At 50.0% G+C, this 24,827-nt stretch carries 17 protein-coding genes; 14 read left to right on the plus strand and 3 right to left on the minus strand.

Going from position 1 to position 24,827, the window contains the following annotated elements; translation table 11 throughout:
- The first annotated feature begins 66 nt into the window (after nucleotides 1–66).
- The 7 genes from SH451x_RS21460 to SH451x_RS21490 all read left to right on the plus strand — a co-directional run bounded on the left by SH451x_RS21460 (nucleotide 67) and on the right by SH451x_RS21490 (nucleotide 10,205).
- Nucleotides 67–3,852: a cytochrome c biogenesis protein gene (locus tag SH451x_RS21460; RefSeq protein WP_479359185.1), complete on the plus strand. Its 3,786-nt coding sequence runs from the start codon at nucleotides 67–69 to the stop codon at nucleotides 3,850–3,852.
- Between the two features lie 210 nt (nucleotides 3,853–4,062).
- Nucleotides 4,063–5,046, plus strand: coding sequence for an ABC transporter ATP-binding protein (locus tag SH451x_RS21465; protein ID WP_479359186.1), 984 nt, complete (start codon nucleotides 4,063–4,065; stop codon nucleotides 5,044–5,046).
- A complete protein-coding gene (locus SH451x_RS21470; protein ID WP_479359188.1) occupies nucleotides 5,043–5,909 on the plus strand; it encodes an ABC transporter permease in 867 nt (288 codons plus the stop codon). Before SH451x_RS21465 ends, SH451x_RS21470 begins: the two co-directional genes overlap by 4 nt.
- A 9-nt stretch (nucleotides 5,910–5,918) precedes the next feature.
- Nucleotides 5,919–6,437: a DinB family protein gene (locus SH451x_RS21475; protein ID WP_479359189.1), complete on the plus strand. Its 519-nt coding sequence runs from the start codon at nucleotides 5,919–5,921 to the stop codon at nucleotides 6,435–6,437.
- 48 nt (nucleotides 6,438–6,485) lie between these two features.
- Nucleotides 6,486–7,349, plus strand: coding sequence for an ABC transporter permease (locus tag SH451x_RS21480; RefSeq protein WP_479359190.1), 864 nt, complete (start codon nucleotides 6,486–6,488; stop codon nucleotides 7,347–7,349).
- A 55-nt stretch (nucleotides 7,350–7,404) separates the two neighbouring features.
- Nucleotides 7,405–8,145: a CPBP family intramembrane glutamic endopeptidase gene (locus SH451x_RS21485; RefSeq protein WP_479359191.1), complete on the plus strand. Its 741-nt coding sequence runs from the start codon at nucleotides 7,405–7,407 to the stop codon at nucleotides 8,143–8,145.
- Nucleotides 8,146–8,237: 92 nt separating this feature from the next.
- The gene (locus SH451x_RS21490) at nucleotides 8,238–10,205 is read left to right on the plus strand and encodes an ABC transporter ATP-binding protein (RefSeq protein WP_479359192.1); all 1,968 of its coding nucleotides are present in this window, start codon (nucleotides 8,238–8,240) and stop codon (nucleotides 10,203–10,205) included.
- A 2-nt stretch (nucleotides 10,206–10,207) separates the two neighbouring features.
- On the opposite strand, the gene SH451x_RS21495 is transcribed toward SH451x_RS21490, so the two are convergent.
- A complete protein-coding gene (locus tag SH451x_RS21495) occupies nucleotides 10,208–11,269 on the minus strand; it encodes a prenyltransferase/squalene oxidase repeat-containing protein (protein ID WP_479359193.1) in 1,062 nt (353 codons plus the stop codon).
- A gap of 365 nt (nucleotides 11,270–11,634) precedes the next feature.
- On the opposite strand from SH451x_RS21495, the gene SH451x_RS21500 reads away from it, so the two are divergent.
- The gene (locus SH451x_RS21500; RefSeq protein WP_479359194.1) at nucleotides 11,635–12,861 is read left to right on the plus strand and encodes an HD-GYP domain-containing protein; all 1,227 of its coding nucleotides are present in this window, start codon (nucleotides 11,635–11,637) and stop codon (nucleotides 12,859–12,861) included.
- A gap of 460 nt (nucleotides 12,862–13,321) precedes the next feature.
- Nucleotides 13,322–14,521, plus strand: coding sequence for a DUF1559 family PulG-like putative transporter (locus tag SH451x_RS21505; protein WP_479359195.1), 1,200 nt, complete (start codon nucleotides 13,322–13,324; stop codon nucleotides 14,519–14,521).
- 45 nt (nucleotides 14,522–14,566) lie between these two features.
- Here SH451x_RS21505 and SH451x_RS21510 read toward each other — a convergent pair whose 3' ends face one another.
- Nucleotides 14,567–17,110, minus strand: a complete 2,544-nt coding sequence (locus tag SH451x_RS21510) for a hypothetical protein (RefSeq protein ID WP_479359196.1) — start codon at nucleotides 17,108–17,110, stop codon at nucleotides 14,567–14,569.
- A gap of 447 nt (nucleotides 17,111–17,557) precedes the next feature.
- Between SH451x_RS21510 and SH451x_RS21515 the strand changes: the two genes are divergently transcribed.
- From SH451x_RS21515 to SH451x_RS21535, 5 genes are all read left to right on the plus strand, one after another.
- Entirely contained in the window at nucleotides 17,558–20,653 is a 3,096-nt protein-coding gene (locus SH451x_RS21515; protein ID WP_479359197.1) for a hypothetical protein, read from the plus strand.
- A gap of 115 nt (nucleotides 20,654–20,768) precedes the next feature.
- Nucleotides 20,769–21,827, plus strand: a complete 1,059-nt coding sequence (locus tag SH451x_RS21520; protein WP_479359198.1) for a tetratricopeptide repeat protein — start codon at nucleotides 20,769–20,771, stop codon at nucleotides 21,825–21,827.
- A gap of 147 nt (nucleotides 21,828–21,974) precedes the next feature.
- Nucleotides 21,975–22,745 carry a MotA/TolQ/ExbB proton channel family protein gene (locus SH451x_RS21525; RefSeq protein WP_479359200.1) on the plus strand — a complete coding sequence of 257 codons (771 nt, stop codon included), beginning with the start codon at nucleotides 21,975–21,977 and terminating at the stop codon, nucleotides 22,743–22,745.
- Nucleotides 22,746–22,777: 32 nt separating this feature from the next.
- A complete protein-coding gene (locus tag SH451x_RS21530; RefSeq protein ID WP_479359201.1) occupies nucleotides 22,778–23,221 on the plus strand; it encodes an ExbD/TolR family protein in 444 nt (147 codons plus the stop codon).
- Nucleotides 23,222–23,227: 6 nt separating this feature from the next.
- Entirely contained in the window at nucleotides 23,228–23,719 is a 492-nt protein-coding gene (locus tag SH451x_RS21535; protein WP_479359203.1) for an ExbD/TolR family protein, read from the plus strand.
- Nucleotides 23,720–23,743: 24 nt separating this feature from the next.
- Here SH451x_RS21535 and xerD read toward each other — a convergent pair whose 3' ends face one another.
- Nucleotides 23,744–24,700 carry a site-specific tyrosine recombinase XerD gene (xerD, locus tag SH451x_RS21540; protein WP_479359204.1) on the minus strand — a complete coding sequence of 319 codons (957 nt, stop codon included), beginning with the start codon at nucleotides 24,698–24,700 and terminating at the stop codon, nucleotides 23,744–23,746.
- Between the last annotated feature and the right edge of the window lie 127 nt (nucleotides 24,701–24,827).

Below are 24,827 nucleotides of genomic sequence, written 5' to 3' on the forward strand. Positions count from 1 at the left end.
ATACCGCCAGCCTACCCACCTTCCAACACAGACATTTCCAACCACTTTCTTGTTAGGCATAAAGTAATGGCCAGTGGAACAGTTACAAACGCTTCGGCGGGCTTATCTTCACGCAGCGATTTGCCACTTTCAGCCTCGTCAGTCACTGGAGCGATTTGGGGAGCGTTGACGCTGCTCGGTTCGCTCAAAATCACAGTGACAATGTTCGCGTTTTCGATCTTGATTCTTTTCGTAGGTACGCTGGCGCAAGATGAACAAACTTTAGTTGATGTCAAGAACATCTACTTCAATTCGTGGATCGCGCTAGTTCCGCACCACGTGTTCGCACCTGTCACAATCTTTGGCCAACATACTGGACCCGATATTTTGATCCCAATGCCGGGCGGTGCAACGATTGGTTTGGTGCTTTTAATCAATCTGATCGCTGCAAAGTTAACTCGGTTTTCGATGCACGCCAAGGGAACAAAATTTTATGTTGGCTTGGGCTTGTTGTTGTTCGGACTTGGCGTAACAACCTTTGTAATCCTTAATGCTCATGCCGTTAACGGCTTACAAGGCGAGCCGCCAATTTCGTATGAATCTTTATGGATGCTGACAGTAGCTAGCGTCTACCTTACGGCAGCCGGGCTAACCGCCCTGTTTATCTTCCAACCTCCAAAAACGACGTTGATGAAATGGGTGTTGGGACTCGGGATAGCTAGTTTGATATCGTTAGCCATCTTTTTTGCGTTCTATCAAATTCCGCCAGCAGGTCTGCGAATTGTTTGGCAACTATTCAAGAGTCTTGTGGCCGGCATCATTATGCTTTTTGGGCTAAACCTTTTGTTTGGAAAACGCGGCGGCAATGTGCTAATTCATCTCGCCGTTGGCCTCTTGATGTTAGGACAATTCGTCTTTGGTGATCGACAGTACGAAGAGAAAATCATTCTGCAAAAGGGTGAAACAAGCAATCTGGCGTTCACTCAAGATGAAGTTGAACTCGCGATCATCGAAACACTTCCCAATGGCAATGAAAAACATGTAGCGATTGACCAAGACATGCTCATCAGTGTCGCAGGGAAAGGTAAAGCGCTGACGAGTGAGTTCTTGCCCTTCGATATCCGCGTTGATGACTGGATGATCAATTCCAAGCTATCGACGATTGATTCAAGCGTGGTTGATAATCCAGCCACCAAGGGAATCGGACAGAACGCTTACGCTCGAAAAGTACCACCTGTGGGCGCGGCGAAATCGGGCACCAATCTAGCCGCCGCTTACGTCAGCATTATTGACCGGACTTCAAAAGAAGTTATCGACACCTATTTGGTCGCTCAGGAAGCAAACGATGCCGCGCAGGTCTACATAAAAACAGAAGATGACATACAAGATTCGATTGAACTGGATGGCAAGAACTACAAACTGGCGTTGCGCTATCGACGAAACTATAAACCCTACGAAATCACGCTCGAAGACGTACAACAAATCAACTACAGCGGTACAGAAACGCCGCGAGACTATTCAAGCTACGTAAAGATCCAAAATCCAGTATCGAACGAAAGCCAGTCAAGTCGCATATGGATGAACAATCCGATGCGGTTCGATGGCGAGACGTTTTACCAAAGCGAATTTTTTAACGAGAGAATGGTCGGCGTTCCCACCACGGGCTTGCAAGTTGTAACCAATGCGGGTTGGCTGGTGCCTTATTTGGCGTGCGTATTTGCTGGGCTCGGAATGTTCGCCCATTTTGGACAAACCTTTGTAAGGTTCGCGAGCCGCTTTGACCGTGAAGTCAACGATCCAGCCAACGTGAAAGATATGGATGACTTATCGCCGGCTCAGCCTTACAAGCCTGCGACTAGCAGTACGCCTGTCCGCATTGGGCCACCTCGGGCGACGGGCATTTCGCGTTGGCTGCTTCCAATGATCGTGGTGGCGCTCGTAGCGGGCACTCTTCTATCGCAAGCGATTCCTCGTAAGGCAAAAGGGGGAACCGCAGATTGGTATGCGGTTGGAAAGATACCGATGCAAAGCGAGGGGCGCATTATGCCGCTCGATTCTGTTGCGCGAAGATTTCTGCAGACGCTCTCAGGTAAAACCTACACCGTTATCAGGGGGAATCCTGCAAGCACCGATCCCGCGGCCCAGAAGAATCGCAAACTCAGTGCTGTCGAATTTTTCATGGCGCTAGCCAATGGCGACCCGATTTATCTGGATGCAATGGTCTTTCGAATTGATGCCGAAGAAGTTCGTGGTCTACTCGACTTAAATCCTGAAGAAAGTGGTGGAGTGGCCGAAGGCTTGCTCGGTCCTCCGTTGAAGCATCGATACAGTTTGAATCAGCTCAAGCCGCGATTCGAGCAGTTCCAAGAGGAAGCAGAGCGAGTACGATTGCTGCTTCAGCCGAAAGCAAACGGAGGCGAGGGACTTGCGCAAGAGTCGCTCAGTTTTAAGGACCGCAAGATACTTGAACTTTACTCAAAGCTCAACCTTTTGTTCTTGACCGCGGATGCTTATCGCGCGACACCGATCCCAATGCCGACCGCGGAAATGTCCGAGGACGATGTAACGCGACTCGGCCAACAGTTTATTGCCCTACAGCGTCAGATGCAGTCGATTGACTCCAGCGATGTGGCTGGCATGGTTCCCCCGATGTTAGATGCCGAAGAATTTGAGAAGGCGACTGAACAAGAAAAAAGATGGCGAGCATTGAATCCGTCCGTATTCGATATGCAAAAGGCGGCCTTTGTAGAGACCGACTTCGATGACGCAGCGACACGCTCGGTTTACAAGCTTTTCCAAGAGTACGATCAAGGCTCGCAATTGGACGCCCAGAAGGCTTTAGCTGCTCACTTGCGATTTGTTTCCGAACTGCCTGCAGGGCAGGGCGTGCAGCAGAAGGTCGACTTTGAGGCGTGGTACAACAAGTTTAACCCGTTCATGCAGGCGATTGTCTTTTATATCATCGCGTTTGTACTGACATTGCTCAGCTTCATCTTTTTCCGCCAGCCATTTCGCCGAAGTGCGTTTTGGATTTGCGCAGTAGTGTTCGTGGTTCATACCGCTGCGATCGTGATGCGCATTTACATTTCGGATCGTCCACCCGTGATCAACTTGTATTCGTCAGCCGTTTACATTGGTTGGGCGGGAGTTCTTGCGGGACTTGTTATTGAAGCGATCTATCCAATTCGCTTGGGAGTGTTAGTCGGAACGGCGTTGGGTGTACTTACGTTGTTGGTCGCTTGGGGGTTAGACACTAGCGACACCATGCCCGTGCTTCAGGCTGTATTGGATACCCAGTTTTGGCTCACGACGCATGTGCAATGCATTACGCTGGGATATGCCGCGACATTCTTTGCTGGGTTTATTGCGATTTATGCGATTATTCATCGGATCGTAGCCATGCGAGCTCCGGAGGGTTCCGAGAAACGTCTGTCGCTGTTTGCCGAGCAGCGAATCCTTTATAAGATTTGCTACGGTATCGTGTGCTTCGGTCTGTTCTTCAGCTTCATCGGCACAGTCTTAGGCGGACTCTGGGCGGATGATTCTTGGGGCAGGTTCTGGGGATGGGATCCGAAAGAGAATGGCGCTTTGATGATCGTAATGTGGAATGCGATTCTGTTGCACGCGCGTTGGGACCGCATGGTTGCGGAACGTGGCTTCTACTTGCTTGCTATCGGCGGCAATATTATGACAGCGTGGAGTTGGTTCGGAACCAACCAACTCGGCATCGGACTGCATAGCTATGGGTTTACCGAGAGCGTGTTGTTTATTTTGACGATTTTTGTCGCGAGCCAAATCTTGCTTATCGTCGCAACGGCAGTCTTGTCGCGACCTTCGCTCGATCGAAACTTGCAAAGCCCAACGGTTTCGTGAGCTCATTAACGAATCAACGTAAAACGGCCAACGAAGCATCAACATTTGCTGATATGCTGATGCAGGCCGTTTTTGTCACGTTGCGTTGGCAGGTCTAGTCGATCTCGGGACTTCCGGCTAGCATCATGTCACCCTCTTATCAACCATTTTGCAGCATTGCAGCGTGTCGTTGCTGCGTCAGCTGTAAAATGGTTTTATTGGACCATGACCATGCCCACGATCGACATCAAGAATCTAGAAAAAACGTACCGCGTCTTTCAGAAAAAAGAAGGTCTGCGGGATTCTATTAAAGGGCTCTTCAATCGCCAATACAGAACGGTCCATGCAGTTCGCGATGTTAGCTTGCAAGTAGAGCAGGGGGAGTTCGTCGCATTTCTGGGTCCCAATGGCGCTGGCAAGACAACGACTCTCAAGCTGCTGAGCGGAGTGATCTATCCGACAAGCGGTCATGCGACTGTGATGGGGTTCGTACCTTGGGAAAGACCGTTGGAGTATCGGCGCCGGTTTGCATTGGTGATGGGGCAGAAAAACCAGTTGTGGTGGGATCTGCCAGCTCAAGAATCGTTCCGCTTACATCAACAGATTTATCGTATCGATGCTCGTCAATTTGATGCAACGTTGACGGAGCTTTCAGAGCTGTTGGACACTAAGGATCTTATGCAGCGTCCCGTGCGAGAGCTTTCGTTAGGCGAACGCATGAAGATGGAGCTTACTGCAGCGTTGTTGCATTCGCCGGAAGTGCTGTTCTTAGATGAACCTACGATTGGACTGGATGTAATTGCTCAGCATAATATTCAGCAATTTCTCAAGTATTACCAAGAGAAGCGCAAGATCACGATCTTGCTCACCAGCCATTACATGAAGGATATCGCCGCACTTTGCAAACGTGTGGTTGTAATTGCAGACGGCCTCATCCAATACGACGGCTCGCTCTCCGGCGTAATTGATAGTTTCAGTAGTTCGAAAATCATTACGCTTCAAATCCCCGATTTGCAATCAGAAGAAGGATTAGAGCGTTTCGGCCAAATTGAATCGGTTCAGTTGCCTCGCGTCAGTTTTCGAATTCAGAAAAGTGAAGTTGCAAGTCGTCTTGCTGCAATTCTGGCTAACTTTACGGTTGCGGACGTTGTAGTTGAAGACCCGCCATTGGAAGAAGTGATTGCGAACCTTTTCAATAAGGTGGGCAGTCAATGAGCACAACGGAATTTGAGACAACGCCGACCTTATCAGAACGTTGGCAGACGACTTACATCGTATTAAAAATCGCTTTGCAAGAAAGGCTCGTTTACCGCGGTGATTTTGCAATCGGCACGTTGATGCGATTCCTGCCAATCATCACACAGATATTTCTGTGGTGGGCAATTTTTGAAAGCTTGAACCCTTCCGATCCATCGCAGGCGTCAATCGTCGGATATTCATTCTCCGACATGGTTGCTTATTATCTCATCACGATGCTCGGTCGTGCGTTTTCAAGCATGCCGGGACTCGCAACTAGCATCGCGAGACAGATCCGTGAGGGAGACATCAAGAAGTTTTTGGTGCAGCCAATCGATATGGTCTGGTTTATGTTCATTTCGCGAATCGCGCATAAGCTGGCGTATTACATTGTTGCGACAATTCCGTTCGCCATCGTGTTTTATCTCTGCCGAGGTTACTTTACTGCGCCATTTCCCGACCCGGCAACGTTTGCAGCGTTTCTCGTATCGTTGGTGATGGCTTTTGTGTTAGGTTTCTTTTTGGAAGCATGGATTGGCCTCATTGGCTTCTGGTTCTTAGAAGTCTCGTCCCTGCTGTTTGTTTACATGTTATTCTCGTTCTTCTTGTCAGGTCATATGTTTCCCATCGACATTATGCCTGAACCATGGAGATCGGCCGTGTCATTCTTGCCGTTCAAGTACATGGCGTATTTTCCAGCAGCAGTGTTTCTCGGCAAGATCCAAGGCTGGGATTTGGTGCGAGATATGGTTATGCTTTTTGGTTGGACGGCGTTTTTTATTTTCTTAACTCGATTTGCCTATCGACGCGGCCTACAGCGTTACAGTGGATATGGCGGATGAAAGGTCTTTATGCACTTTGGGACAACAATCTCCTACTCTTGCTCGCAATCGCTCAGCTATACCGAACGCCTGCTTGTTGGGATTACCAGTGACGCTTTTGCTCGATACGCTTCTCCAAACGGTTGTGTAATACAGTCGAATCATCCTTCTTTTATACTCGGGCATCTTAGCCTTTATCCGAAGAAGATTGCCGAAGACCTTGGGCAGCAGTTAGGTTCGTTCGCGATGGAAGACGATTTCGCCAAAGTGTATTCCAAGGACGCTTCTTGCGTCGACGATCCTGACGGTACGATTTACCCGGAAATGGGACGCGTCGTCGAGACTTATTTTGAAGCTTACAGAGCTGCTATTTCGGTTCTTAAACAGATAGACAATTCTGCCTTCGAGCAACCCAATCGCAACGCTGCAGCGATTAGTCGCTTTCCCACGATTGGAGCCATGCATGCCTTCTATGTCAGCGGGCACATGATGATGCACTTGGGACAATTGAGCGCTTGGAGACGAGCCGCGGGACTTCCAGCAGCGTAAAACTTTACGGCGAACCGAGCTTCGTTCCTTAAGCAATAGATCTACGTCATGCGTGAGTCCAACCAAAGGCCGTCCTATACTCGAGTCTGGCTGCAGTTCGCACAGAATTCTCTGATTCGCGAATTGAGCTTTCGTACCAATTTTGTTCTCGACATGATCTCGAGTATGGGTTGGACGGCGATGAATATTGGCTTCTACCTAATCGTGTTTCATCATGCCAAAAGTATCGGCAGCGCGAGCGGTTGGGGACAATATGAGTTTTTTGTATTCTTGGGAACGACCTGGATCATTAACTCAATCGTGCAGACCTTCTTTATGCCTAATGCAGAAGAGTTCAGCGAGCTGATTCGAACCGGCGGGCTGGATTTTGCCATGCTCAAACCGATCGACACGCAGTTCCTTATTTCGTTTCGCAAGATCAGCTGGTCGTCTCTGTCCAACCTCTTTGTTGGGATTGGGATTGGAGGCTGGGGACTTGCTCATTTGACGACACGACAAGATCCAGCGTGGGGCTTGGAATGGTATTCTGTGCCGCTCTATATTGTGTACGTCGGCTGCGGAGTCGTTATCTTGTATTCGCTGATGATTTCGCTGGCCGCAACCAGCATTTGGCTCGGCCGCAATCAAAGTCTTTACGATTTTTGGTTTTACATCACCAACTTTTCGCGTTATCCCATGGAGATCTATCAGCAAGGATGGGGGTTGCCGCTCTATTTTATCTTCACGTTCATAATACCTGTGTTAGTTGTTGTAAATGTCCCGGCAAGGCTGCTTGCGCAACCAATTGTTCCAACCACTCAGCAAGACTGGATGCTCATTGGCTTTGCGTTGGTCGCTACGATTGCAAGCTTCGTCGTGAGCCGTTGGATTTTTCGACAATCATTGCTCAGCTATCGTAGTGCTTCAAGCTGATGCGATTCACCGTTAATACTCGATCAACGAACACTTCTTGCATACAAGACGCATCATGATCACTTCGCCGCCCGCGACGCCTGCCGATACAAGTTCGACCAACCTGCGATGGATGTTTGTTGTTGCAGGCTTGCTACTTCCAACACTCGTGACATGGATCTACTTCACAGCATTGGCTGGGCAACCGCCAATTTTTCAGAAGGCAGCGTACTCGATCGGAAAAACGATCCAATTCTCGCTTCCAGTTCTCGCTTTTTACCTACTGGGTAACTGGATTGTTAGTTGCAACCCCGAGTATCGGCGCAGTCTTTTATTGGGACTTGGCAGCGGCCTAGCCATCGGCGTAACAATCTATTGCTTTAACCGATTCGTGTTGGTTCCGATGGGCGTAATGGATGCGCCGCAACAAGAAGTCAAACTTCGCTTGCAGGAGGTAGGTATAGCCACCCTGCCAGCATATTTAGCAGTCGCCTTGGGTTATGCGTTCGTCCACAGTCTGCTCGAAGAATATTTCTGGCGATGGTTTGTGTTTGGCAACCTTTGCAAATTAGTCTCAGTCGAAACTGCGATCGGTTTGTCCTCTGTTGGGTTCATGTTGCATCACATCTTGGTCCTTTCGCGGTACTTTGGCTTCTTTAGCATTTGGACCGCAATTGCTTCGCTGGGTGTTGCCGTTGGCGGGATTGTGTGGGCGTGGCTGTATCGTCGCCATGGTACGTTGCTCGGTCCGTGGCTTAGTCACGGAATCGTGGACGCGGCTATTTTCCTGGTTGGATACGAACTCGCCTTCGGTTAATTCAATACGGAACAGCTTTAGCATCTTCGGTTCGACACCCCGCTATGATAAAAAGGATTGTTTTCGTACGACGTTAAGCAGGCTCTGACCGAATGACACTAAGTTCTAAAGCTCGTTTTCGCGAGTATCTCGACCAGGTAAAAAAACGTCGCAGTGAAAAACAGCCCGCTGTTGCTGGGCATCCGCATGGTAGTCACGATTCCTCGTCGGGCGAAAAAAAGCCAGCGCGAATCCGGTCGTTTAGAACGCTATTCTTTGAATTCATTCGGTTGTTAGAGGGTAATCGGCGCAAAGTTGTTTTGAGTCTTCTAGCACTCGTCATTTCAACAGCGCTGGGTTTGCTTCCGCCACTGGGCACAAAGCTGGCAATCGACAGCGTTTTAACCAAGCCGCCCTTGCCGTTGCCCAGCTGGATGGATTCATTCACTGCTGGTCTGTCGCCGATGCAGATTTTGTCGTGGATCGCAGTCTGTGTCGTAGCGGTCACTTTGCTGAAAACCGTCGTTCATCTCACGTGCCGGTGGCTCGCCACACAAGCAGTCAATCAAACTGCAGTTTCCATCCGGCAGCGCGTTTTTCGGCATGCGTTAGACTTGCCATTACACAACATCTACAAGCTCAAGAGCGGCGGAGTTACCAGTCTGCTTCGCGAAGACGCGGGCGGCGTCTCAGAGCTGATCTTCAGCATGTTGTTTAATCCAACGCAAGCGATCGTACAGTTAATCGGCAGCTTGTTGGTTTTAGTTCTCGTTGATTGGAGGTTGATGGCATCTGCGTTTTTGCTTTTGCCAGCCGTCTATTTCTCGCACCGGACTTGGATTCGCTCAATTCGTCCTTTGTATCGCGACGTACGTAGCCAACGTCAAGGAGTCGATGCGAATGCGACAGAGACTTTTGCCGGTATCCGAGTCGTGCGGACGTTTGCACGGCAGAAAAGCGAAACTGGACGATTTGTGCGCGGCAATCACATGCTCATTCGTCAGCAATTAATGGTGTGGTGGAAGACACGATTGATTGAAATTGTATGGGAAGTGCTCATTCCGCTTTCCTCGACACTGCTGCTGATTTACGGCGGATGGCAGATTCTCAATGGCAGCCTTACGCTAGGAGAATTGATGATGTTTTTGGTTTACCTAACGATGTTGCTGGGTCCGATAGCAACACTTGCTAGCAGTGCGACGACCTTCCAAAATAATCTCGCAGGACTCGATCGAGTACTGGACTTGCTGCAGATGTCGCCTGAAATGACCGACGCACCTGGTGCGACTGCTGTTGAACGTGCTCGCGTTCAAGGTGCCATTTCGATTCGCGGACTCAGCTTTCGTTACCCAGAATCCGACCAATGGATCCTTCAAGATATCGATATCGACGTGCTAGCGGGACAAACCGTGGCCCTAGTTGGACGCAGTGGAGCCGGCAAGACGACTCTCTGCAATCTGATTGCTAGGTTTTACGATCCAGCGGGCGGTGATATCTTTCTAGATGGCGTTAATTTAAAGCAGATTCAGCTTCACAGCTTTCGGCGTTTGCTTGGCGTCGTGGAGCAAGACGTGTTCTTGTTCGATGGTACGATCGCAGAGAACATTGCATATGGAAGACGCAACGCGAGCGACGAACAGATAGTTGATGCAGCACGTGCAGCGGCAGCGCACGAATTCATCATTGCGACGCAAGCGGGTTACGATACGATCATCGGCGAACGAGGCGTTAAACTTTCAGGTGGACAACGCCAGCGTCTCGCCATCGCACGTGCAATTCTTGCAGACCCCAAGATTTTGATTTTAGACGAAGCAACGAGCAATCTTGATAGTGAAAGCGAACAAGCCATTCAGCAGAGCCTTGCAAATTTGCTGCAAGGTCGCACTGCATTTGTTATCGCGCATCGGCTGAGCACCATTATGCACGCTGACCAAATCTTGGTGTTAGATCAAGGACGCATCATTGAACGTGGAACGCACCGTGAACTTTTAGAAGCCAATGGCATTTACCGCCACATGCTCACCCTTCAAACCGAGGGAACCGCGTACCGAGATACTCAGGAGTCGCTTCCGAATCTCTAACGCTATCGTTGGAATATCGGCAGATAGCCTAAGTCGATTTGCAACATGATCAAGCTGCAAGCGGTGATGTAGACAGGATTTATTTGTCCATCCCACGATCCGTCGCTGCGTTGTTCGTTCGAAATCTTGTCGTACAGCCGCGCGCGAAACGGCAGCCATTGCTCGTCTCCTTCGCGATAGACGACTTGGCTGTAGTACAAATAAGTATAATGCCAATGTCCGAACGATTCATCCGATGAATTGATGTCGTACAAATGATCCTTGCAGTAGCTTTGCATCTCTGGCACGTTGCTGCTGTCGTAGTCGCCGGCGTTGTAGAGTGCAGCCAGTGATGCGGCGGTAATTGCAGGACGCGACGTCCCCATTTGAGTGCTTGAGTAGCTGATGCCGCCATCTTCGTTTTGGCATCGATACATATATTGTTTTGCCGCCTCGATGATCTCGCTTGGCACGGCTAGACCTGCATTGCGGCAGCCGCGCAGTCCTTGCACCTGAGTGATGGTCGTACTGCCCTCGTCGTAGTCGTTTCCGTCGCGAGCGCTGACGTAACCCCAACCACCTGAGGCTGTCTGGGCATTGCCGCAAAACTCAATCGCTTTGTTCAAAGCCTCTAAAATCTCTTCACGCCGATCAGCCACACCTTCTTCACCCAATACTTGAGATAGGAACAACATGGCAAATCCGTGACCGTAGGTGTATCGCTGGTCCGATGTCGGCTCGCCGATCAGACCGTTGGGGCGACTTTTGGTCAGCAAGAAGTCGGTAGTTCTTGCAATATTCTTGGCGTAAGGCCCCTGAGTCGACGTCGATCCTGAGCATAGCATTGCAATTCCCGCCAGCGCTGACAGAGCAGTGGGATAGGGAGGCGTATTCCACTGGCCGCGAGTAGATTGGGTTCTGGCAAGATAGTCCAAACCTTTCCGAGTTGCCGCCAACCAGTTTGGGTTTCTGGAGTCAGCGATCGATTGCACAGCGGGGCACGGGAGCGCGGCCAATGAAGTTGCTGAAGCTGCAATGGCTCCCTGAATGGTACGATTGAGGAAAGTTCGACGGTCAATCGACATAAATCAAATCTGACTCATAGAGAAACGCACGTGTAAAACACTTGTCGCATGCGCGACAAATCCTCATTTATTGTAGGAAGTTGGGGGCGATTTCGAATCGTCGTTTTTGCTTTCATCGCGCCGAATCTGCGGAAATTTGCCGACAACCGAGCGTCGGATGGCGCGATCGTGCGAGTTGTACTGCCGTTTTAGGCATGAGTTTCGTAATACCGAAGCATTCAAATGTGCAAAATTTCGGCATCCCCCCAGCTGATAGTCGTAAGCTTGCATTGTGTTCCTTTGTGACGGAAATCCTTTTCGAAGCCCGGTTCGGCCAGAATGTGATGCCCTTGCAATGTAGACCTTTATTTTGATGCAGGTTAAATTTGTCTGAAACCAGCAATCGAAAAAAACGCCGTTGGAAGGTCGCGATTTCGTCGCTAACGGCCGGTTCGTCGCTGACCTACGATCTCTATGACGATCTCGGCAAACTGCTTGTGCCCTCTGGCGAAGTGGTTAGCCAAGGGACGATCGATCACTTGCTGTCGCGAGACGTAAACTGGCTGCTCATTGACGAAGACGCAATCAGTCTGAGCGCTAGCGAAGAAGTGTCGGTGGCCGAACAGACGCGTCCGTTCGATCCCGAAACGCTAGTCTCAATCGAGACCAACTTCAACAATACAGTTCGAGCGTTAGAGTCAACCGTCAATGCGTTGCTTGAAGGTCGTTCAGCGAACTCTCAAATCTTAGAAGAATCGATCCATCGTTTTAGCAATGATTGCCAGGATGACTTGGCTGCGTTCCTGTCGACGTTGTTTACGCGAGAGCTTGATCTGTCGTCCCAGTATAGCTCTGCCCTCCTGACTCGGTCGGTAAAGCTATCAGCCTTGTCGGTTGCTCTTGGAGTCGCAATGGATGCAAGCCCGAATGATATCCTCTCTTTAGGAATTGCGGGCATGTTCCACGACCTATCGCTGTTCGAACCTGAAAACCAGGAAGCGATCAGCAGGAATGACGGCGACGTTACATCGATAGATTGCTACCTTCAACACCCGATTCGTAGTAGTAAGCTGGTTGGCAATGTTCGAGGACTTGTGCCACTTTCGCGGCTACTGATCACTCAAGTGCACGAAGAGCTTGATGGTAAAGGATTTCCGCTCGGCCTGAATTCGTCCCGTATCCATCCTCTCGCACGCATTTTGAATGTAGCAGATATCTACCTAAGCTTGACTGAACCGATTGGCTCTCAGATGGGTATCGTCCCGGCAGATGCCATGAATTGTTTATTGTTTCACGCCAATCATGGACGGCTATGTACGCGAGCCGTACGCGCGTTTCTGGAGTCGGCAGCGATCTACCCCATTGGCTCACGCGTGACTTTGGAGAACGACGTCTGCGCCACCGTAGTACGCAGTTGCCGAACGAATCTTTTAAAACCGGCAGTGCTTCTGGACAATGACCGAGATCGGATTCTCGATTTACGCTGCTGTCCCATTCGGATTCTGGCCCCAATCGTTCCTAGCAATGACCGCATTGGACGGCTGCGAGCATCGATGGTTGCAGAGCCTGTTTGGCGGACGAGTGCGCGTGATCACGTCGTTCGAACAGCCTGATTGCTCCCGTCTTTTTGCGACATTCCCGATGTCAGCAACCAAAAACTCTTTCGATTGCCGCAATATGAAGATTCCAAGAAGTTAAGCCAGCAATCCCTGTTGTGCATCAGGCCATGCTGATCTTGTTATGAGCTTCAAAGTCACCTTAACCGGCAAGATTGCCTGTTGCCTCTCACGCCTCCCGCTATTTCTTAACCAGATCTTTTTTTTTGCCTTAGCTTCGCTTAATCGATTCACATTGTCTTAACAAACAATTACGGTGAAAGCCATTTCAGAAGAGCCATCACCTTCATATTCTCTCTGCAACTTAAGTGGCACAAGGCGAAAGCCAACCGAACACATGATTGACTTCTGGATCAATGTGCTTCTCAAGTTTTCGGTTTTTTTGGTTTTCCTGCGAGCGAAGACGATCGTGTCACAAGCAGGCGGATATCAATCACTCATTTGGAGAGATATTTTTATGTCGCGTAAGTATTACGCTAAACAGCGAGCTTTTACGCTGGTCGAACTCTTGGTGGTCATTGCAATCATCGGTATCTTGGCCGGATTGCTTCTTCCAGCCATTCAACAGGCACGCGAATCCGCCCGGCGGATGCAATGCTCGAATCATACTCGGCAAATGGGCATCGGCATTCTTGGATACGAGAGTGCTTACCGCAAGCTACCTACAGCCGGAGAAGGTATCGAGCCGATCTTGTTTTCCAACTATCTGTCTTCAGGGACAGGTGATTTCACGATGGCAGGCAAGTTCACCAACGGCCGTGGTCAACTCGATAACTCAGTGAGCGTCTTCCTCGGGATTTTGCCATACATTGAGCAAACTGCGATCTACAACCAATACGATTTTGCATTCGAGTACATGGATACTCGAGCTAGTCGAAACCCTGCTGGCGTTTTTAATCCTAACGATGCTAACTATGGCAATATCGGTACAGCGCGTACCGAGATTCCAATTTATACGTGCCCTTCAAACCCGGTCGCTGACGTTCAAGATCCCCAAGGCTTCGGCTCTCTTGACTACTACGCTACATGTTATACCGACATTAGCCCTGGTCCTGCCATCAACGCAAGTTATGGTCCTGTGGGAATTCGTGACAAGCGAACCTCTAAAGACGGTGCGTTGAGCCTTTACAATGCAAATATTTCTGCAATCACTGACGGTACTTCGAATACCATCGCGATCATTGAAGACGCTGGTAGAACCCACGCAACACAGGGATGGAACACTGCAGCCAAGCGAAAGAGTCCGACCTGCGTAGCTGGCTTTGGATATGGATGTGCTCCTGGCGATGGTGCTCCAACAGACCTGACTTATTACGCTGTTCACCGCTGGGCGGACTCCGACGCTGCCGGCTCCGGAGTTTCGGGTCCTCCATACAGCAGCGGAATCGTTCCAACCGCATTCGTTAACCAGTCGAAAACGCCGCTGGGCGGACCGAATAACGGTACTGGCACTTTTGATAAGAACAATTGCCCTTGGACCAAGAACAACTGCGGTCCTAACGACGAGCCGTTTTCGTTCCACACGGGTGGAGTCAACCTTGCTCTCTCCGACGGCAGCACTCACTTCCTATCCGAGACCATTGATGGCTTAACATTGCGTTATTTAGTGACTCGTGCTGAACAGTTGATGCCAAAGAAGAATCCGTTGGTTGACTAGTTCTCTAGACAATCGATAACTTGTCGATTTCGAATAACGCTCGAACTAAATTTTGGTTCGAGCGTTTTTTCGTGCGCTTTTTTGATATGCCATGAAGCGAGCTATAGCAAACGCGGTGATGACAATGATTCCAATAATTGTAAACGACATGTTTACAATATTCCTGGAAGCAGCATCACCGATCTCATCAATCACCGTCAAATGGCTCGCCATGACCAAAGGCGCAACTTGGCGTGCATCCCCGTCGACTTGAGCATCCGTTTGTTTGGAATTGTAAGCCCAGAGTTTGTAGAAACGCCCTTCAAACTTAAGCGGTGTAGAGATATACCAAGACTCGGAACCATCAACGACGTTTTGAACATCCCCGACAGTTTCGCGTGGCAGCAGTTGGCTCGGTAAGTCCCGACATACAATGGTCAATGGAAACTCCCCGACAAACAGAATTGTATTTTCCTTGTCGCTGCCGACCAGGCGAATTGCGCCGTCGCCAATATCGGCCAACGTGTTTATTTCAAAATACTGACTACTACCCAATAGTTTGGCGGTACGTGCATCCGTGACTGCAATGCGGGTAATGCGAACCGTCCTCACGCTGCCGCGAATGGGAAACCCTATCTTTGCGTCTGGATCGCTCAAACATTCCGGCACGCTCGACATTTTTCCGCGAGTTACCGTCTCATCCTTGGCTGCAGCCGCGATAAACGTATAGAACGCTTCGGATTCGTCGTCTTGAATAGCAGCTTTCTGACGACTGCGGATCAGATCAAGCCAACTGAAATCCCAGCCAACCTTCACTAGCGGCAACAACTCCGGCGCAATTCTTGGCGATAGATCATCCAATTCTTCGGATGGTAAGTCATCGGGAATCACCCAAGAGATTCGATCGGCGCACCAGAACTCGTCATTTCCGCCCTGGTGAATGCGCAGCCCATGGAACTGAAGATATTGTCGCGTCTCGGACTTTCCTTTCCACGAATCAGGAATACTTGGGACGAACAATGTCTTCGTTTTGTCGGGCGTATTGCGGTCACTCTCATTGGAGTCAGGCAAAACCTGCAAGCGATAAAGCTGCTTGAAGCCAACACCCTCGGCCAGCTCGCTTGGCAGTGGAATCGAATCGACCTTATTAACAAGCCCTGCGGCGCTTGCAAATGAACCATTGGGAATGTCATTACCAAGCAAAGCCGGATCAATACCCACCTTCGCCGTTCGCTCCAGTCCGTTAACGATCGCCACGACCGACCGCAAAACGTCCGCCTCAAGATCGCCGTTTCGAATTGTATCTAAGGAAGTAGCCTGTTGATTAAATTCTCGTAATGGGGCCAAGACCAAACTCTCGACAACCTGCTTTTTCGCGATCCGCTCACTTGGGGAAAGCCATGGTTCTGCAAATGCCTCGCGTACATTCCTGGTGGGCAACAACATGGGATCTTGTTGACGAAGGCGCGCCGCAAAGGCAGAAGCGACATCTGTCTTCACCGCGGTTTCAGCAGCCAACTGGAAGCCAGTACCAACCAGCACCGGAGCTACCTGGATTCCACTTTCGGATGCATACGCGAGCCTTTTTAACGGAATAGCCGCCAACTCGACAATATTTTCTTCGTCGACGGGCAGCGGACAGTCAGCGTCTTCATCCTCCGCACACAAGTAAACGCAAAACGGAACATTGCTCGCTTGTTCGGGCTTCAACCACAAAACATGATAGGAAGCAGCCCCCAGTCTGGTCAGTTTGGTAACCGGCTTCTTATCGGCTCTGACTACATAGCCTCGGACACGGACGAGCCTGCCTCGGACCACTTCGGGTTGTTTCGTGAGCAATGGAAGTTCTACGAGCGGCAACGCGGAAACGAACGAGCTAGCCTCTGTTGGATTAACTTCATCCAGAATTAATTTCGCCGCGCTCCCACGTTGTAACGTTCTGGCAAAGGGCAACGTTTCAGTCGACTGCCAACTCGATGCGTCGACGATGCCCGTGAGCAGTTTTTTGTCAACGGCGAGTTTGAACAACCGAAAAAAGGAGTAACTTTCAGCGGCATCTTGCGAATCGTCGAGGGGTTCGGTTGGATTGGAGCGGAACTTCTCCCACTGTGAAATGAAGGACGACAGGTCGGAACTGTCCCCCAAATCCTGATTTTTGACTGCGTCAGACCAGGCGTTCAGAAGGTCATCTACTTTGGCAAGCCATACATCAGGTAGCGTGGCTTGAGATTCGGTCGTTGGATGAGAAAAGAGAAAGATGCATATTTTGTTCAGTTCGTCTTTAGACGCGCTGTTTAATAAGGCCGTCCAAATCCGAAGCGCAGAAAACTCGGCCGGCGTTTCTTTTTCAAGCTCGGACGCTGGCAAGTCATCGTCAATCAATTCCGATCGTGGCGAAGAAGCGGGTTTGGTGATGGGCGCTAATCCGATTGCCTGAAAGACAGGTTCATACTTATCTTTTTCCTGCAGTTGCAGCATGCACATCAGGACGAGGGCGAGCAGAACTGAAAGAGCAATGACGCGACGCATTCCGCCCGATTCGACTCGAACGCGTTGGGAAAGCTCTCGTTGCCCGTCTGTGTTGTACCAACGCTCTCGAGATAATCTCACAAATCAACCATTCTCATCAAAAAACTGGGCTTGGATTCGGCGATTGCCGCACCGGCAAAATTAGAATGAACGGAAAAAGCAGCTAACAACGAAGTATTTACGTTATTCGGTTTCGTCTCCCAGGCGTGCTATACTTTAGTTCTGGGCGATTTCGCCGCACCCCTTGCAACCGGGAAGCGTACGAAACAACGTCCGAAGGCGAGCGACAGATTAAACTATCGCTATCTCGCATGGCAGCGTCCCAAAAGACGCCGCAACGAGATACGAACTTGTCTGCTGCTCGGCTAGCTGTACTGCGACACTTGATTGGCGATATGTTCATCATAGTGAAGCAGTTCAACGCTTTGTGCCATTATTGTACGTACGTCGCGTGCGTGCCGTAGGATTACTCATCTGTTTTCAACCTTTTCCTGGTCTTCCAGGATCAGACATTTTTTGAATTTACATATGCGGAAATCGATCGCCACCGTCGCTATGTCCTTGACCGCACTTTTGGGCGGTTCAACGTACGGCGCAGAACCAGTAGAACAATTTTTGAATCTGTTGCAGAACGAACAGCTTTACGATGCCGCCGCCGATTATTTGAACTACATCGAAAAGCACAATCTCCTGCCAAAAGAGCTGAAGGAAGATTTCTCTCTTCTCAAGCTGGATGTGTTGCAAAAGGAACTTGCGACGATCAACATCCCCGACAAACGCGAGCAGCGCATTGCGGAAGTCCAGAAGGGCTACGAGGCTTTCCTGGCTCAAAAAGCAAATCATCCTCGACGTGGCGAAGCTCGAATACGGCTCGCCGATCTGTACATTCTGCAAGGAGACCAGGCCAAACAGGCTGCGACCAGAACGCTTGATCAAGCAGAAAAGGACACGTTGCTGGCTACAGCCCGCAAAGCCTTTCAGCAAGCGGAGTCGCTTTTTACAAATGGCGTGCAAGAGATGCTCGAGCCACTCAAAGCAATGCTGGGCGGGAACATCGACCCCAAAGACACCGTCGCGCTGGCTCGGCGCGAAGCGATGCAAGAAGATTACCGCAAGTCTCAAATCATGATCGGCTTGGCTCGGAAGTACATCGCTGAAGCTTCGCCAGAGGATTCTCCTGAGTTCAAGTCTTGGATGGCAAAGGCGGAACAGCAATTCAATGAAGTCAGTAGCAAAGCGTCGCGTACTGCGGAAGCGGGCACTTACTATTTGAGTGTGCTATATCGCGGTCAGTCACAAGCGGCATTAAAGAAGGTCGACGAGGCAACCGAAAGTTTATTGCGTGTTGCAGATCTCAATGAAGGCGGCGTGCTCCGTCAGTTGCAAGTTCGTGCAACCGCGAGTCTGGTTAAACTGTTGTCCAGCAAAGAAAGTGGCAAGTACGAAACGGCAGTGCAGCGTGGTGAAACGCTGCTTAAACAAGCGACCGACCTTGAGAAAGCTGCACCGGAGTGGCAAGAATTGCAACTGGCTACTCTAGAAGCAAAAGATGCTTGGGTTGCATCTTTGGAGAACAATCCACAGGAAGAAGGTCGCGCACGCGTCTTGACCAAGGACATCCGCGATGAACTTCAGAAACTGGCTCGGCTTCAGGGGCCCGTCGGGGACAAATCCCGAACGATGTTAGCTAAGTACGGCGTTGAGCTCGGTGCTCCACAGGATGCAAAAATTCCTCGGGTGCGAACTTTTGCCGAAGCGAATAAAGAAGCCAACGATCGTGTGACAAAAATCAGTCAAGATAAGTTAACGGTGCAGATTCTCGAAAATCAACTGAAAGCTCAGCCAAGTAATCAGGGCCTTCAAGATCAGATCGCTAAAGCTCTGGCAAGTACGGAACTCTCGCGCACACAAGCTATCGAACTTTATCGGCGTTCGTTTGAGCTGTTCAATGCCAAAGAAGATAGCCGTGAAGAATTGGCAACGGCTCGTTTTCGCTCAGCCTACCTTAGCCACACTGCAGAAGATCACTGGAACGCGGCTACCATGGGCGATCTGACTGCGCGGACGAATCCTGGTACCGAAATGGGGATGAATGGTGCCCAGATCGCGCTGTATCATTATCGTCAATTGTTGGATCAAAGCGATGCGGATAGCAAGCCGATTCATGCGTTGCAAGAGTTCGCTTCGTACGCTCTTGAAACATGGCCTAACACAGATGTTTCAACAAGTGCAGCTACGACAGTTCTTCAGTTCGCGCTGCAGGAAAATCGAATCGAAGATGCCGAAAAAGCGATCACGTACCTAAAAAATTCGTCGCCAAAGATTGCGGCGCAAACACAACGTGATATTGGTTTTTTATTGTACGCAAAGGACTTTTTAGCGGCTATCGCCGAGGCAAAGAACAGTTCAAGCGCGGCGGACAGTCCGGCCATCATTGAATTGCGAGAACGCGTGGAGAATCTGTTGCGTGAAGGTTTCGAGGGTTTGGATGCTTCGACTTTAGATGAGCGAGCCATGCAAGCCGCCAATGCACTCACTGATATTTACTTGCGCACTGACCGCACGAAAGAGGCATTGGCAACACTCGAAAAAGCAGAAATCGGTCCTTTGGCCGTGACATCTAACAGTTCCATTCCACTGAGCTCTGGAACAAAAATGGAATCGTTGCGGCTCGCACTTCAAACCGAAGTCGCAAACGCAACAGCAAACGGCGCGGCTCTGAATCCGACTAAGATTCAAGAACTAGTCGCGAAAATGCAGGCCGTTGCTCAGGAGGATGGCGCAGAACCAGCCTTGCTGACGCGCGCCCTCATCGTGCTTGCCAACGAACTCAAGGCCCAACTCAATGACGCAAAGTCTTCCGCCGACAAGCAAAAACTAGGCAACAGTCTGCGATTGTTGCTATCACAATTGATCTCCGTCAGCGAGGACGCCACAGTCCTGCAATGGAGTTCGAAGACTTTGCTCGATTTGTCAAATGGCATCCGTCAAGATGCAAATGTCGCCGCGCTTTCAACGCAGATGGCGGACGATTCGGTCAAAGGGTATGAAAAACTTGTTCAATTAGTGAAAGGTGACGCTTCAGCTCTGCAGCAATTAAATGTAAAGCTGGAAGATGTACAGCGACTCCTAGCGTCTGCGTATAGCTCCAGCGGTCAGTACGACAAAGCAGCATCACTCTATTTAGACGTTCTGCGGTCCAACAACATGATGCTGCTAGCTCAAGTGGAAGCGGCTCAAAATTATCAAGACTGGTCCAAGAACACCGATGCGGACAAACTTCGAAATGCAATGTTCGGTGCCGAACCTGGGCCGAAGAACCAAAACATCGTTTGGGGTTGGGGGCGACTTTCACAACGGACCGCAAACCAAGCGAACTTGGAACAGTATTTCTTCAATGCAAGATTGCAGTTGGCCGTTTGCCGCGCTGCGGCGGCTCGTACGGAAGCAGATCCTGCCAAGAAGACAAAAGGCTTGGAAGCTGCCATCGGCGATATTCGATCAACTTTTATCACCTACCCAACTTTAGGAGGTGATGACACCAAAAAGAAATTTGAGGACCTGACGAAAGCTATCCAAACGGAGTTAGGCAAGCCCCCAATTGGCCTCAACGCTTTCCGGTAATACTTCACTTCGTTATAGATGGCGTTGCAAATGTTTGATCGAGCGACCACACTTGCACACACGCCTTCGCATCCGAGTTCACTTAAAATCGATTGTTAGCTAGAAGGTTTTCACAATGCATTGCCCAGTCAAAGCCACACATCGCTCGTTGAGCGTTTTGCTGCTTTCTCTCATCCTGTCAGCCAGTTCGGCAGTTCAAACGTTTGCGCAACAAGATAAAGTTCGATTAGTCTCAGGAACGACTTTAACGGGTGAAATCACAAACGCTTCGCCTAATGAAATTTCAATTACCGTGCGGGGCAAAGCCCAGAACGTCCCGACGATCGATATTTCAACTGTTGAATTTGATGGTGAACCGAACGATCTCACACGAGCCAAAGAAGCTTTAGCGCAAAATCAGCTTGATCAAGCAGAACAGCAAATTAAAGCGGTAGCAGCGGCTTCGCTTAAGTCGGAAGCAGTGAAGAATGACTACGCATATTATAGAGGTGCTATTGCTGGTCGACTTGCTCTCGCGGGACAAGGTGATAGCACTGCCGCTGTAAAAGCGTTACTTGCATTTGCAAAGTCGAATCCAAAGTCACACCATTTTTATGAGTTGTGCGAAATTGTGGGCGGTCTCGCTGTGGGACTTGGCCAGCATGCCGAGGCCGTCAAGTATTTTTCGGCGATTGGAAACGCACCTTTTCCCGCGTACAAACTAAAAAGTAGTTACCTTGTCGGGTCGGCAACGTTAGCTCAGGGTAAAGCCGCCGAGGCAAAAGCAGAGTTCGACAAGATCGTAGCGGCATCGGCTATCGATGCGGAGAGCCAACGCTACCAGAAACTCGCAACCGTCGCTTCGATCCGTGCGGAGATCGTCGCAGGCTCTCCTCAAGAAGCGGTCGATAAGCTGCTCAAGTTGGTTTCGACCAGCGACTCGGCTGACATTTTGCTTTTTGGTGAGATCTACAACACACTTGGCGAAGCTCATTTGGCATTATCGCAGCTGGCCGAAGCAAAACTGGCCTACTTGCACACGGACCTTATGTTTTCGGGCGATGCCGATAATCACGCCGAAGCACTCTACCAACTGGGGATTTTATGGGAAAAGACTGGGAATCCGCAGAAATCAATTGAGGCACGAAGTAGGTTAAAGGAACGCTACGCGGCCAGCATTTGGGCCAGAAAGTAGTTCTTGTAAGACGTGACAATTTTTGCCATCAAAAATAAGAATCAAAAACACACCTAGTGTATTTTTGTATAAACTTGCTCGCAGTTTTTAGATAACTCCCTAAATCAGTCAAACGATTCGACAACCGTAGTTTTGAAGGAAGCCAGTGTGGTCTCAGTTAGCATTCCAAGAACCTTAGCTCGCAACATTTCGACCATTCTCGGATACGGTTTTGCGGTCGTCGCAATCGTAGCCAGCACCGCGTCTTCCTTATGGGCACAGGACGGCGCTACGGAAGAGACCACTGTACGTGAAGAGAATGTGCTCTTTGCGTTCTATAACAATTTGGGACCGATCTACTTCTTCGCGTTCTTGATCATGTCTTTTTTGTTGGTTGCTCTTTTGGTGATGGGCATCCTGGCTGTACGAAAGGGAAGCTTCGTTCCGCCAGACCTGATCCAAGGCGTTGACGAAAGCCTGCAAGCCGGCGACCCGCAAGCCGCGGTTGACTTGGTGCGAGCTGATGAATCTTTTCTGGGTCAAATTGTCAGCGCGGGACTTACCAAGCTTTCGTTAGGCAAACAACAAGCGATGGAAGCGATGCAAGTTGTCGGCGAAGATGAGACAATGAAGCTTGAACATAAGCTTGGCTACCTTGCGTTGATCGGCAACATCGCGCCGATGGTCGGCTTGTTAGGCACAGTTAACGGGATGATCATCTCGTTCGGCAAAATCGCGAACAGCCAGCAGACTCCCAAGCCTTCAGAGCTTGCAGGAGGCATCCAGACCGCACTTTATACGACGATGGTGGGACTGATTCTTGCGATTCCTGCGATCATCGCTTACAACCTCTTGAAGAGTCGTTTGCAACGAATGGTGGCCGCCGCAGGAAACGAAGGCGAAGTAATGCTTGATCGTTTCTCCGAATCCATTCGCTAGACCGCGTTACTCGACTCACGTTTTGAAATATTATGCGTCTCAAGAATTCAATCAGCAAAGAAATCGCCGAAGCTGACATGACACCCATGATTGACATGGTGTTTCAGTTGATTGCATTCTTTATGGTGCTGGTAAACTTTTCTGTCGACGAGCAGAATCAAAAAGTTTCCTTGCCGCAAAGCGAACTTGCTAAGCCAGCCGAGGGCAAAGTTGAGTTTCCGATTGTTATCAACTTGGATACCAATGGCACCATTTATATGGGTGCGAATGTCACGAGTGTTGAAGCGATTGGTCCTTTGCTGAACACTGAGAGAAGTGTATTGCAATCGTCGGGAAAACAGGCAAAGGATGGCAATGTCATCATCCGTGCCCACAAGAACGCTTCGGGCGGCCAAGTTCAGGACTTGATCACTAAGTGCCAAGATGCTGGCTTCGAGAGTTTTGCTCTACGCGTCAAAGAAGAAGATCCGAGTTAGAAATCTATGAAGATTCGCAGCAAAAGTGGATTGGACCGCGCGGAATTACAACTAACGTCGATGATCGACGTCGTTTTCCTGTTACTTATCTTCTTCGTGATGACGTTTAAGATCGCAGCGCAGGAAGGCGACTTTAGCGTCCGCATGCCCCTGGCTAATCAAGGCAGCGGCACGACGGACGAGAACATGGACTTGCCAATCAAGCTGCGATTGAAGGCGGATGCCGACGGCAATTTGTCCGACATTACCGTGAATGACAATCGATCATTCGGTACCGACTTCCAGAGCTTACGAGGCTACATTTTACAATTGACTGGAGGCGAGTCGGGACCGTCGGGTGAAGAAGGTCCGGAAGTTGAAATCGATCTTGATTACAACTTGCGCTATGAGTTCGTAATTCAGGCGATCACATCGGTCACTGGCTATCGTGACAGCAACAGCGAAGTTATACGGTTGGTCGAGCGCATTAAATTTGCTCCGCCCCGTAAGCAGCCTTAGTCAATACTCGGGCTCATCGCTCGATTAAGCTCGCGGGTGGTACATCTGGTGTACTTTCTTGAGCCGCGAGTTCTCGACTTGCGTGTAGATCTGAGTCGTTTGGATGCTTGCGTGCCCCAACATCTCTTGGATGATCCTCAAGTCGGCTCCGCCCTTTAACAAATGTGTTGCAAATGAGTGACGCATCGTGTGAGGAGAGATCTCGACGTTTACACCTGCTCGCAAGGCGTACCGCTTAACCAATTCCCAAATCGCCTCGCGACGGAGTCGACGCCCGCTGCGCGAAAGTACAACCCACGGAACGATCGATGCATCACGCCCGCGGGCTAGCTTCGGTCGTTGTTCGGTCAAATATTCTCGGATCGCAACGATGGCATTTCGGCCCAGCGGAATCATGCGTTGCTTGCGACCTTTACCTTCGGCTAAACAATAGCCTTCGTCCAAGCGAACGTTCATCAGCAGCATGTCGCTAACCTCGGAGACACGACAGCCGGTGGCGTACATTAACTCCAGGATCGCGCGATCGCGTAAATAAAGCGGATCGAATCGCGACGGCGCCCGCAAGAAACGATCAACCTCCGCCGTCGACATGACTTTAGGAACTCGCTGCCACATTTTCGGAAGCATTAGGAGTTCCGCGGGATTGTCGACGATTGCGGACTCTAGCTGGAGGTACTTGTAAAACATTCGCACTGCAACGACGTGCCGGGCGACGCTGGCGGCCGCTAGTTTGGCCGATTTTAGGAAGGAAAGAAAATCGGTAAGATCCGAGATCCCGATGCGGCTGGGATCGCGTCCCTTCAACCATTCTTCATATCTTCGGAGGTCGCGACCATAGGCAGCGATGGTATTATCAGCCAAATGGCATTCGCTGCGCAGGTAATTCTCGTAACCAATAAGCCAGTTGCGCATCGATGCGACAGGCGAAATGGCTTCTGGGCGATCACCGGCTCGTAGTTTTTTTAATTTACTTGCGGCCATAGTTTGAGTTGATTCTTTGTCAGGATAAGCCAAACTTGGTAAATCGAAGTGCAGCAATCAGGAATCGCAATTTGGCGTTGCCTATAATCATGCCACGGAGATTATTATTGAGGCTTCCCTATTTCGA

It is taken from the genome of Njordella aestuarii (genome assembly GCF_056494165.1).

Coding starts and splice junctions, on each gene's coding strand:
- SH451x_RS21460 (WP_479359185.1), top strand. CDS start 67: ATGGCCAGTGGAACAGTTACAAACGCTTCGGCGGGCTTATCTTCACGC.
- SH451x_RS21465 (WP_479359186.1), top strand. CDS start 4,063: ATGCCCACGATCGACATCAAGAATCTAGAAAAAACGTACCGCGTCTTT.
- SH451x_RS21470 (WP_479359188.1), top strand. CDS start 5,043: ATGAGCACAACGGAATTTGAGACAACGCCGACCTTATCAGAACGTTGG.
- SH451x_RS21475 (WP_479359189.1), top strand. CDS start 5,919: ATGCACTTTGGGACAACAATCTCCTACTCTTGCTCGCAATCGCTCAGC.
- SH451x_RS21480 (WP_479359190.1), top strand. CDS start 6,486: ATGCGTGAGTCCAACCAAAGGCCGTCCTATACTCGAGTCTGGCTGCAG.
- SH451x_RS21485 (WP_479359191.1), top strand. CDS start 7,405: ATGATCACTTCGCCGCCCGCGACGCCTGCCGATACAAGTTCGACCAAC.
- SH451x_RS21490 (WP_479359192.1), top strand. CDS start 8,238: ATGACACTAAGTTCTAAAGCTCGTTTTCGCGAGTATCTCGACCAGGTA.
- SH451x_RS21495 (WP_479359193.1), bottom strand. CDS start 11,269: ATGTCGATTGACCGTCGAACTTTCCTCAATCGTACCATTCAGGGAGCC.
- SH451x_RS21505 (WP_479359195.1), top strand. CDS start 13,322: ATGTCGCGTAAGTATTACGCTAAACAGCGAGCTTTTACGCTGGTCGAA.
- SH451x_RS21515 (WP_479359197.1), top strand. CDS start 17,558: ATGCGGAAATCGATCGCCACCGTCGCTATGTCCTTGACCGCACTTTTG.
- SH451x_RS21520 (WP_479359198.1), top strand. CDS start 20,769: ATGCATTGCCCAGTCAAAGCCACACATCGCTCGTTGAGCGTTTTGCTG.
- SH451x_RS21530 (WP_479359201.1), top strand. CDS start 22,778: ATGCGTCTCAAGAATTCAATCAGCAAAGAAATCGCCGAAGCTGACATG.
- SH451x_RS21535 (WP_479359203.1), top strand. CDS start 23,228: ATGAAGATTCGCAGCAAAAGTGGATTGGACCGCGCGGAATTACAACTA.
- xerD (WP_479359204.1), bottom strand. CDS start 24,700: ATGGCCGCAAGTAAATTAAAAAAACTACGAGCCGGTGATCGCCCAGAA.